Source organism: Mycobacterium sp. (genome assembly GCF_049673265.1).
GTDB lineage: Bacteria > Actinomycetota > Actinomycetes > Mycobacteriales > Mycobacteriaceae > Mycobacterium.
Genome location: NZ_JBATXN010000010.1, coordinates 1 through 10,154 on the forward strand (window position 1 = coordinate 1; position 10,154 = coordinate 10,154).

General features: G+C 62.5%; 10 protein-coding genes. 5 read left to right on the forward strand and 5 right to left on the reverse strand.

Features of this window, described 5'->3' with window-relative positions; all coding sequences use genetic code 11:
* Positions 1–297: AMP-binding enzyme (locus WBF82_RS00220; protein WP_424381106.1), on the forward strand; the 297-nt coding region annotated here is incomplete at its 5' end.
* 21 nt (positions 298–318) lie between these two features.
* Here WBF82_RS00220 and WBF82_RS00225 read toward each other — a convergent pair.
* The 4 genes from WBF82_RS00225 to WBF82_RS00240 form a co-directional block, all read right to left on the reverse strand.
* A complete protein-coding gene (locus WBF82_RS00225) occupies positions 319–2,013 on the reverse strand; it encodes a nitric oxide reductase activation protein NorD (RefSeq protein ID WP_424381107.1) in 1,695 nt (564 codons plus the stop codon).
* Positions 2,010–2,831, reverse strand: coding sequence for a CbbQ/NirQ/NorQ/GpvN family protein (locus tag WBF82_RS00230; RefSeq protein WP_424381114.1), 822 nt, complete (start codon positions 2,829–2,831; stop codon positions 2,010–2,012). Before WBF82_RS00230 ends, WBF82_RS00225 begins: the two co-directional genes overlap by 4 nt.
* Before the next feature lies 1 nt (position 2,832).
* Entirely contained in the window at positions 2,833–4,005 is a 1,173-nt protein-coding gene (locus WBF82_RS00235; protein ID WP_424381108.1) for a spirocyclase AveC family protein, read from the reverse strand.
* 86 nt (positions 4,006–4,091) lie between these two features.
* Positions 4,092–5,264 carry a spirocyclase AveC family protein gene (locus tag WBF82_RS00240; RefSeq protein WP_424381109.1) on the reverse strand — a complete coding sequence of 391 codons (1,173 nt, stop codon included), beginning with the start codon at positions 5,262–5,264 and terminating at the stop codon, positions 4,092–4,094.
* A gap of 224 nt (positions 5,265–5,488) precedes the next feature.
* On the opposite strand from WBF82_RS00240, the gene WBF82_RS00245 reads away from it, so the two are divergent.
* Entirely contained in the window at positions 5,489–6,091 is a 603-nt protein-coding gene (locus tag WBF82_RS00245) for a TetR/AcrR family transcriptional regulator (RefSeq protein WP_424078504.1), read from the forward strand.
* Positions 6,092–6,129: 38 nt separating this feature from the next.
* Here WBF82_RS00245 and WBF82_RS00250 read toward each other — a convergent pair whose 3' ends face one another.
* The gene (locus WBF82_RS00250) at positions 6,130–7,575 is read right to left on the reverse strand and encodes an aldehyde dehydrogenase (RefSeq protein ID WP_424381110.1); all 1,446 of its coding nucleotides are present in this window, start codon (positions 7,573–7,575) and stop codon (positions 6,130–6,132) included.
* A gap of 109 nt (positions 7,576–7,684) precedes the next feature.
* Between WBF82_RS00250 and WBF82_RS00255 the strand changes: the two genes are divergently transcribed.
* The 3 genes from WBF82_RS00255 to WBF82_RS00265 all read left to right on the forward strand — a co-directional run.
* A complete protein-coding gene (locus WBF82_RS00255) occupies positions 7,685–8,950 on the forward strand; it encodes an aromatic ring-hydroxylating oxygenase subunit alpha (protein ID WP_424381111.1) in 1,266 nt (421 codons plus the stop codon).
* A gap of 3 nt (positions 8,951–8,953) precedes the next feature.
* On the forward strand, positions 8,954–9,283 hold the full coding sequence (locus WBF82_RS00260; RefSeq protein WP_424381112.1) for a hypothetical protein: 330 nt from the start codon (positions 8,954–8,956) through the stop codon (positions 9,281–9,283).
* Positions 9,280–10,154 (forward strand): amidohydrolase family protein (locus tag WBF82_RS00265; RefSeq protein WP_424381113.1); only part of this gene is annotated, 875 nt, incomplete at its 3' end. The genes WBF82_RS00260 and WBF82_RS00265, both read left to right, overlap by 4 nt.

Genomic DNA, 10,154 nt, shown 5'->3' on the forward strand with positions numbered 1-10,154 from the left:
GAGCGGGTGCTGCTGCGACATCCGGATGTGACCGAAGTTGCGGTGTATGCGATCCCGGATCCGGCCGTCGGCGATCAGGTAATGGCCGCACTGGTGATGACGCCCGGCGCCGAATTCGACGCGGACAAATTCCGCGCGTTCCTGGCTGAGCAGACCGACCTAGGCCCTAAGCAGTGGCCGTCCTACGTTCGGGTCGGCACGACTCTGCCGCGCACCGCGACCTTCAAGGTGGTCAAGCGGCAGCTGTCCGCGGAGGGTCTCGACTGTGCCGATCCGGTATGGCAGCTTCGGCGGTAGCTGAAGTGTCGAGTTTATGCCTCATCTTCTCGACGGTTTAGGCGCGGCCAGTTCCCGCAGAGCGGATAGAAATAACTCATCCATCTGCGGGCTCAACTCGGCCAGGGCTGTAGCGCTGGCGTAGCTGGCGGAGCCGAAGACTCGTTTGAGCGCGTCGCCGGCTGTGGCCGCGCCTAGGGAAAGGCAAAGGCACGCAACGCCATCTACGCGGAGCTCCTCAAGAGCCTTATAGACGTCAGCCTCTGCGTAACGGCCTTCGTAACCATCGTCATAGGGAAAACCATCAGACAGAACGATCAACAGCCGATTCGGTGTGCCCGCCTCGGTTTTGAGGATTTCCCCTGCGCCACGGATGCCGGCGCCGAGGCGCGTGTACCCCGAGGGTTGGAGCTGGCTGAGCCGGGCTCGCCCGGCCGCGCCGAAAGGCTGTCCGAACGCTTTGATGGCCGGAAGGTGGACCGCATTTCGGCCGTGTGAGCGAAATGCGTAGACGGCGACGCGGTCGCCAAGCTCTTCGAGCGTGACCGCAAGTGTGGCGGCCGCCCGTCGTTGGTGTTCGTGTACCGCGAGGCCGTCCGGATCGCTATCGGTGGCCGAGCCGGAGGCGTCGAGCAAGATCAGGACGCCCAGGTTGCGAGCAAGTTTGCGGCGCTCTAGATAGACATCTTCCGGTGGCGAGTAGCCGGACCGCAGATCGACGAACAGATTGATGAGCGCCTCGATGTCCAGCTCGTCACCCTCAGGTCGGCCGCGAAGAACCTTGGGGCCGAGGCCAACCCGGGACAAACGTTGCCTGAGGACGTTGTCCTGCACAACGCCGGCGGCGGCGACGTCGGCACTGGCCGTCAGTGGAAAGTCGATGACCCGGCACCACTCGGGCCGATAACGGCTGTTGTGTAAGTCCCATTCCGGATAGAGAGCGCCGCCTACGCCTACCACGGCACCGGGATTGCCGTCATCGGTGAAATGGATCCGCGTGGGGAGAGGCCGGGTATTCGATCCCGCCGCGTCGACCCGCCGAACGGAGCGCACTTGCAACTCCGCTCCCGCGACGCCGTTCCCGGGGGCACGGGAGCTCCCGAAAAGCTTACGAAAGTAGTCCGATAGAGCGCGCGAGTTGAAGAGCGGATTCTCAAAAAGCTTGAGGATCTTGCTTTCTCCAGACCGCTCCCGGTCCTCGTCGTCGTCGGTTTCGGGCAGGTCGATCGGGTCGTACTCCAGGCGCAACTCTTTGTTGGTGGCCTGTGCACCCGGTCGGGGAGAGGAAGTGAGCAATCGGGACGGCCTGATGACACCGAACCATTCCGGCGGATCGGCGACCATCGCTCGGCCTCTCGCCACCTCGAGTGACTCGGCAGCGCTCGCAGTGCCCGGTTGCGCGTCGGCGTGAACCGCGGCTGCAAGTGGGATTTCCCCGGCGAGTTCGGCAAGCACTCGGCGACCTTCGAGGGCCAGGTAGCGGCGCGCCACCGACGGACGCGCCCGTAAGGCCTTTACCAGCCGCTGATCCAGGCTGCCCGCACCGAGTAAAGCGCTCTGAACCAGGAGCTCGCGGCGCTGCTCCGCGACGGGACGGCCTGCCGATACGAAGATGACTCGGCCATTGGTGTGAGCGGCCTCGCCGCCCGGTGCCTCCACAACATCGGTAGACCTGCCGGCAATGAAGCTGGCGAGGAGTCGAAACCGGTCAGGGCCGCCGGGACCGGAACCGGTCACGTCTGAGGCAGGACGGCATCGACGAGTTCGCCAAGGGCACGTACGACATCCCGATCGTCGGAGAGGACTTGGACGACGGCCGACTGGACAGCGCTGCGCATGCTGAGACCTTCAGCGACAAGGCCGCCAGCGAGGATCAACATCCGGGTGGAGGAGACCTCACGAAGCGGTGAGCCATCCAGATTTCGAATTGCGTTGGCCAGCTTGACCAAAGCGCTCGCTGTCTCGAAATCGATGCCCGCTTCGCGGGCAACCACCTCCGTCTCGATCTCAACCGGTGGGAAGTCGAGCTCGATGGCGACGAAACGCTGGCGGGTCGACTCCTTGATGTTCTTCAAAACGCTCTGGTAGCCGGGATTATAGGAAATCACCAGCTGGAACCCGGGCGCCGCTTGCAATGTCGTTCCGAGCCGGTCGACCGGAAGCTCACGGCGGTGATCGGCGAGCGGATGGATGACCACTGTGGTGTCCTGCCGCGCCTCTACCACCTCGTCGAGATAGCAGATGGCACCGTTACGCACGGCCCGCGTCAAAGGTCCGTCCACCCAGACGGTTTCGCCACCCTTGAGCAGGAATCGGCCCACCAGATCTGCTGATGTCATATCTTCGTGCCCCGCAATGGTTATGAGATCGCGGCGAAGCTCGTGAGCCATAGCCTCCACGAACCGTGTTTTCCCACATCCGGTGGGCCCCTTCAGAAGTACGGGCAGGCCGCGGCGCGCCGCGGCGCGGAAGACCTCCACTTCATCACCGACTGCTCGGTAAAACGGCGCTTTCGCAGCCGATTGGTTTGCGGTCGGCTGACTGTTAGTGAGCACCTCACTTCCCCCGTTCAAAAGGGACGGTCTTCGGGAACTCGGCACCCCTCGGGAGGACGAGCTGACCATCGGTATTGATGTAGCCGGAGCGTCTGGTTGGTACCGGCAGCACGGGATTGGGACAGGGGACGTCGCTCCCGGCACCGCAGGTGCCCCCATTGAAATAGGAGCGCTTCTGGTGGTCTTCGGGCCAGGGGTCAGAGTGCATGCCGATCCATTGCGCGGGAACGTTATAGAAGATGAAGAAGCAAGCGCTGACCCCCGCGAAGATCGCCAGGAAGCGAACGGCCTGCTGTTTGGCGACTCCGCCACGAACCCGGTCCAGTCCGCGCTCGACGACTGTGCGGCCACGATCGTCGGTGAAGAAGCGCAGACAGCACAGAGCTGCCTGGACACCGCCCCACATCAGTCCTTCGTAGAGGGGCCATTGGTAGTAGGTGCCGGCATTGAGCGACACAGATCGGATGGCGCCGGGATAGGTGTAGAAACCGATCGGCAGCATGACCAGGCCCTCCATGACGAAGTCGAAGAGGATGGCGAGCGCGTAGGTGACGGCGATCAACCGAAGATTGCTGATGTTCGGCCATCGCGCCTTGATTTTGCGCATCAAAAAGCATCCGGCGATGGTGATCAGAAGAACTCCGTAGGCGTATCCGGGTGCATTCGTCAGGAGGGGTTCTGGCACCTGATGGCCGGGCGCGTCGGGCGACACCCAACCCGGAATATAGGGTGACCAGGACCCGCGGTTGAATAGCCAACTGTTGTACGTACACCAGGTGTTGAAGTAATTCAGGAGCGGATCCTGAAAGAACATCAGGCCCATCGACCCTAAGAGCATGCCGTCCAGCGTGACTCGCCGCTCGCGGCGCCAAGGCCTGATGATGAACCACCAGAGGGCGAACGGAAGGGCAACCCAGAGAACGATCGCGTTCGCCATGAGTGGCACTTTCATGAACATCGGCGGATCGCTCGGGCCCGAGGGCACCCGCTCGAAGTAGGGCCCGGTGAGCCAGCGGATCCATACATATAACTGGAGCGCCAGGAGTGCGCCGCCCCCGACGGCCCAAATCTTTACGGGCTTCGCCTCAGGCTCAGCATGGGCACCGAGTCCGGCCGCGCCGCCGAGCGGCTCGGTGATAGTGGGCGCGTTCTTCTTGCTCGACAGGTCGCTCATGACGCTTTCTCCCTCTGAAGAACTGACATCAAGTGGCCGTGCATCGGCTTGAACCTGCGAGAGGGATCGGCGATGAGCTCGACATTTCAATGACCTCGATCGAACGGAACGGTCTTCGGAAACTCGACACCCGGCGGAAGAATAAGCTTGCCGTCCTGATTGATGTAGCCAGACTGTTTGTTGGGCACAGGGAGTGCAGGATCAGGACAAGGCCGGTCGGTCCCTTCCCCGCAGATTCCCATCAGGAAATACGAGCGCTTCAAAAGGTCCTGCGGCCAGGGATCCTGGTGCAAGGCGAACCACTGAGCGGGGATGTTGTAGCACACGAAGAAGAAGGCGCTGCACGCCGCGAAGATCGCGAGGAAGCGCATGAGCTGTTGTTTCGCAAACCCACCTTGGACGCGTTCCAGTCCCCGTTCAACGAATGTCCGCCCTCGATCGTCGGTGAAGAAGCGCAGCGCACACAGACCCGCCTGGACACCTCCCCACATCAGCCCTTCGTAGACCGGCCATTGGTAGTAGGTGCCAGCGTTGATCGACAGGGCCCTAATTGCACCGGGGTAGGTGAAAAGTCCCATTGGCATGAGGAATAACCCCTCGATGACCAGATCGAAGAAAAACGTCCAGACGATCAATATGCCGATCACTCCGACGTTGCTGATGTTCGGCCAGCGCGACTTGGCGCGGCGCATGACCCAACAGCCAAGGATCGTGCACAGCAGGACTCCGTACGAGTAACCCGGCGCATTCATCAAGAGCGGTTCGGCCATCATGCGGCCCGGTTCCCCGAATGACAGCCAACCTGGAACGTTTTGTACCCACGAGCCCCGGTTGAACATCCAGGTGTTGTACGTACTCCAGGTATTGATGTAGTTCAGCAGCGGATCCTGGAAGAAGATCAGGCCGCAGGCCACCAGGAGCATGCCGTCAAGCGTGATTCGCCGCTCCCGCCGCCAGGGCCGGACGATGAAGTAATAAATGCCGATCGGTAGACCGGCGACGATGACGGTCGTCCAAGTGAGAAGGACAATCTTCATGAACATCGGCGGATCGCTTGGCCCCGTTGGCACCCGCTTGAAGTAGGGCCCGGTGATCCAACGGATCCACACATATAGCTGAAAAGCCAGGATTGCACCGCCGATGATGGCCCAGGTTCGCACGGGCTTGGCCTTGGCCTGAGTCTCGGCACCAAGCGACGCCGCGTCGCCGAGCGGCTCAGTGACAGCGGGGGCATTCTTCTTGCTCAACAATTCGCTCATGGCACTGACTCCTTCTGGCTCGTCGTAGTACGGCGCTCGCGCATCAGATCGACCGGGGGATGTGGATTGGCTATCAACTCAACCGTCGGGCGGGGGGACGAGTCGTCTTTCGCCGACGGGAACAGTCATTAATCGCCCTCCTCCGGTAGGCAGTCCACAGAAATATACCAGTCAGTATCTAACTAACCAATAAGTTTCTCAGATTCTATGACAGAATCATCGCCATGGTTGAGCGTTGGACGCGGGAGCGACGCCTCGAGCACACTCGTTCGCTTTTGTTAGATGCCGCGGAGGCCGTGTTTGCCGAAAAAGGCTTCACGCCAGCGACTCTCGACGACATCGCCGATACGGCGGGCTACACGAAAGGTGCCATTTACAAACATTTCGCCGCGAAAGAAGACCTCTTCTTGGCAGTGAGCGACCGATACTGGCGTCGCTACTTCGATAACTTCGCCGAAGTACTGTCGGGGGCGGCTGAGCTGGGAGCGCACGAACTCGACGAAATTGCCCAGCGATGGCGCCAGCTCAGCAACGACCGCGGGGCCGAGCACGCCGCGTTGGGCCTTGAGTTTTCGTTGTATCTGCTTCGCAACCCTGAGGCGAAGGAGCGGGTGGCAGCCAAAAGGTTAGAGGTCCTCGAGGCGCTGGCGAAGTTCATTGCCGAGGGCATAGACCAACTGGGCGGAGCCCTGCTGATCCCTCCCTTGACGTTCGCCCACGTGCTCGTCGCCACGACTGACTCAGTCGTGCTGGGCAGCCAACTCGATGATGTCGATCTCTTCAGACCGACCCTGCAAATGTACGTGTCAGTGATCAAACTGCCCTGACTTGGCGAGATTATGTGTGCCGGGCAGCCGGTGCGCGGTTAGCCGCCGGCCACCGAGATCGATTTGGTGTCAAGATAACTTTCGATACCTTCGCGACCCAATTCCCGGCCATAGCCGCTGGACTTGATGCCGCCGAACGGAGCGTAGGGGTCCATCGTGTAACCCTGGTTGACACCGAAAGTCCCGGTACGAATTCGCCCGGCCAACGCGACACCGCGATCGATGTCGTCGGTCCACACCGAGCCGGCCAGCCCATAGTCGGAGTCATTGGCGATCGACACCGCGTCCCGCTCGTCGCGGTAGCCGATGACGGTCAGCACCGGGCCAAAGATTTCTTCGCGGGCAATGCGCATGCTGTTGTCGGCGTCCGCGAACAAGGTCGGCTTGACATACCAGCCGCGCTCGATGCCTCCGGGCATGCCGGTACCACCGGTGATCAGCCGGGCGCCTTCTCGCCGGCCGGTCTCGATGTAGCCAAGCACCCGCTGCTGTTGCCGTTGCGCCACCAATGGACCGAGTTGCGTGGCGGGGTCCACTGGGTCGCCGACGACGAGCGCCTGCATTTCGGCGGCCAACGCATCGACAAAACTGCTGCTTTGGTTGGCGGGCACCAGGATTCGGGTGAGCGCATTGCAGATCTGGCCGCTGTTGGACAGGCTCGCCGATCGGATCCCCGCCGCGACGGTCGTTGGATCGGCGTCGTCAAGGACGATCGCCGCGGATTTGCCGCCGAGTTCCAGGCTGACCCGTTTCAGATCGCGGCCGCAGGTTTCGGCGACCTGCTTTCCGGCTGCGGTTGATCCGGTGAACGACACCTTGTCCACGTCGCGATGCCCGACCAGGTACCCGCCGACGTCGGCACCACCGGGCAGCACGCTGACTACGCCGGGCGGCAGGCCAACGTCGTCAAGGAGTTCGGCAAGCAGCAGCGCATCGAGCGGCGATTCGGGCGCCGGCTTGAGCACCACGCAACAGCCGGCGAGCAACGCCGGAATCAGCTTGGTGACGATGAGAAACTGCGGCATGTTCCACGGCACGATCGCAGCGACCACGCCGACCGGCTCGCGACGGATGTGGATGTCCGAGCCGTACCGGCCGGCCCGGGTCTCCTGCCACGAAAAGCTTTCGGCGAGATCGCAAAAGGCGGTCATCATCATCCACGGCAGTCCGACCTGCGCGCGCTGCGCAAAGCTGGTCGGAGCGCCGATCTCGGCGGTGATCAGCTCGGCCATCTCCGCTCGTCGCTCGCCGTAGAGCTCGGCCAGCCGTCGCAGCACGGCGATTCGCTCCGACGGGTCGAGGCGCGGCCATGGCCCGTGATCAAACGCCGCCCGCGCTGCCGCGACGGCGGCGTCGACGTCGGCCGGTGCGGCAGCGGCGACCTGCGCGACCGGCGCTTCGGTGGACGGCGAAATGACCTCGATCTTGGCATCGGAGCTCGGCGTCGACCACGTCCCGCCGATGAACAGTGCCTGGTGTTGCACGCACACCTCCTCGGCCGGGGGGCCCACGAATATCAACTACTTGCGATTAAGCTACCGAGCATATACGGTCAGCGCTGCGGGTGGGTGGTCGTGATCGACAGGAGTAGGTATGGCTCGTTTCCCCAAGCCACCGGAAGGCAGCTGGACCGAGCATTACCCCGATCTGGGGACCGGTCCGGTGTCCTACGAGGATTCCATATCACCGGGCTTCTATGAGCTCGAGCAGGCAGCGATTTTCAAGCGTGCCTGGCTGAATGTCGGTCGGGCCGAGCAACTTCCGCGCAACGGCAGCTATTTCACCAAGGAGCTGAAAGTCGCCAACACCTCAATCGTTGTTGTGCGCAACAGCCGAGGTGAGATCAACGCGTTTCATAACATCTGCCGGCACCGCGGCAACAAGTTGGTCTGGAACGACATGCCGCTGGAGGAAACCAGTGGCTTCTGCCGGCAGTTTCGCTGCAAGTACCACGCCTGGCGTTACGACTTGGACGGCAACCTCACTCACGTCCCCCAGGAGGGGGAGTTCTTCGACCTGGACAAGAACCGCTACGGGCTGGTACCCGTGCACTGCGACGTGTGGGAAGGCTTTATCTTCGTCAACTTCGCCGCCGAACCCCAGCAGTCGCTCCGGGATTTCCTCGGTCCGATGGTTCTTGGCTTGGAGGGCTATCCGTTCGGGCAGATGACGTCGCGGTGGTGTTACCGGTCGGAAGTGAAGGCGAACTGGAAGCTCTATCTGGATGCGTTTCAGGAGTTCTACCATGCGCCGGTGTTGCACGCGAACCAGTCGCCGTCCAAGTACTCCAAGGCGGCGGCGGAGGCGGGTTTCGAGGCGCCGCACTATCGCATCGATGGGCCACACCGACTGGTCAGCACTTCGGGTGTGCGGACCTGGGAGATGGACGCCGATATGCGTAAGCCGGTCGACGAGATCTGCCGCAGCGGGCTTTTCGGTCCATGGGACAGCCCCGATATCGGTCCGCTACCCGCCGGCGTCAACCCGGCCAACTGCGACCCGTGGGGGCTGGACTCGTTTCAGCTGTTCCCTAATTTCGTGATCCTGATCTGGGGGCAGGGCTGGTATCTGACCTACCATTACTGGCCGACGTCGTATAACAGCCATGTCTTCGAGGGCACGTTGTATTTCCCGCCGCCGCGCACCCCCCGCGAGCGGGTTGCGCAGGAGCTGGCGGCGGTTACCTTCAAAGAATTCGGTTTGCAGGACGCCAACACGTTGGAGGCAACGCAGACCATGGTCGAATCGCGCGCTGTCGATGGGTTTGTTCTCAATGACCAGGAAGTGCTGTTGCGACATCTGCATCACGAGACCGCGGTGTGGGTCGATGAATACCGGCGCGCAGCGGCGGGAGTCTGACCGATGACCACCGTGCTGCCGCCCGAATTCGTTGATCTCGAGCCGTTTTCGCATTGGTGCCTGCCGACCGAACCGCAGCGCTACCACAAGCGACTCAATAGCTCGATGGCTGACATGCAGGCGTTTTATGACGCCATCACACCGCTCGCGGAAGACGCGTTGACCTACTGCGACAAGTTCAGTCTCGACGACCTGCCCGAGGACGTGCTGAACCTGATGCACCTGTTGTACTCGATGATCATGGTGTCGTTCCCGGTCGAATGCTGGAAGCAGCCTCGCGTCCCCGATTCGGGCGCATCGACGTTGGATTGCGTCTGCGAACCCGTGCCGTGATCGTACTGCGGGCCGCTCGCTGGGCAGACGTCGTCACCGGCCAGGTGCACTCACCGGCGGTGGTCGTGGTCGACGACGATCGGATCGCGGCCGTCAATCCCGCTGAGCCACCATCGGATTCAGCTACCGAGATTGACCTTGGCGATGTGACGCTGCTGCCGGGGCTAATGGACATGGAGCTCAACCTGCTCATCGGCGGTCCCGGTGGGCCGGAGGGGTTGCCGACCCCGCTGCACGGCGTGCAGGACGACCCCGTCTATCGAACCCTGCGCGGAGCGGTCAACGCGCGCACCACATTAGAGGCGGGTTTCACCACGGTGCGCAATCTAGGTCTGATGGTCAAGACCGGCGGTTACCTGCTCGACGTGGCGCTGCAGCGGGCAATCGACCAAGGCTGGCACATCGGGCCGCGGATCGTTCCGGCCGGACACGCCGTCACGCCGTACGGCGGACACTTGGATCCGACAGTGTTCCAACGGCTGGCGCCCGGCATCATGCCGTTGTCGGTCGCCGAAGGCATCGCCAACGGCGTGCCCGACGTCCGGGCCTGCGTGCGCTACCAGATTCGTCATGGCGCCAAGCTGATCAAGGTTTCGGCTTCGGGCGGGGTGATGTCGCACAGCACATCACCCGGATCGCAGCAGTACTCCGACGAGGAATTCGCCGCGATCGCCGACGAGGCGCACCGCGCCGGCGTCCGGGTGGCCGCGCACGCGATCGGCGACACCGCCATCCGCGCCTGCATCAGAGCCGGAATCGATTGCATCGAACACGGTTTCCTCGCCACCGACGAGACGCTTCAGATGATGGTCGACCACGGCACTTTCCTGGTTTCCACGACCTATCTGACCGAGGCGATGGCCGTCGACCG

What these genes read in the sequence shown, in the direction of transcription:
- WBF82_RS00235 (WP_424381108.1), bottom strand. Translation starts at nt 4,005, where the DNA reads ATGAGCGACCTGTCGAGCAAGAAGAACGCGCCCACTATCACCGAGCCG.
- WBF82_RS00240 (WP_424381109.1), bottom strand. Translation starts at nt 5,264, where the DNA reads ATGAGCGAATTGTTGAGCAAGAAGAATGCCCCCGCTGTCACTGAGCCG.
- WBF82_RS00245 (WP_424078504.1), top strand. Translation starts at nt 5,489, where the DNA reads ATGGTTGAGCGTTGGACGCGGGAGCGACGCCTCGAGCACACTCGTTCG.
- WBF82_RS00255 (WP_424381111.1), top strand. Translation starts at nt 7,685, where the DNA reads ATGGCTCGTTTCCCCAAGCCACCGGAAGGCAGCTGGACCGAGCATTAC.
- WBF82_RS00260 (WP_424381112.1), top strand. Translation starts at nt 8,954, where the DNA reads ATGACCACCGTGCTGCCGCCCGAATTCGTTGATCTCGAGCCGTTTTCG.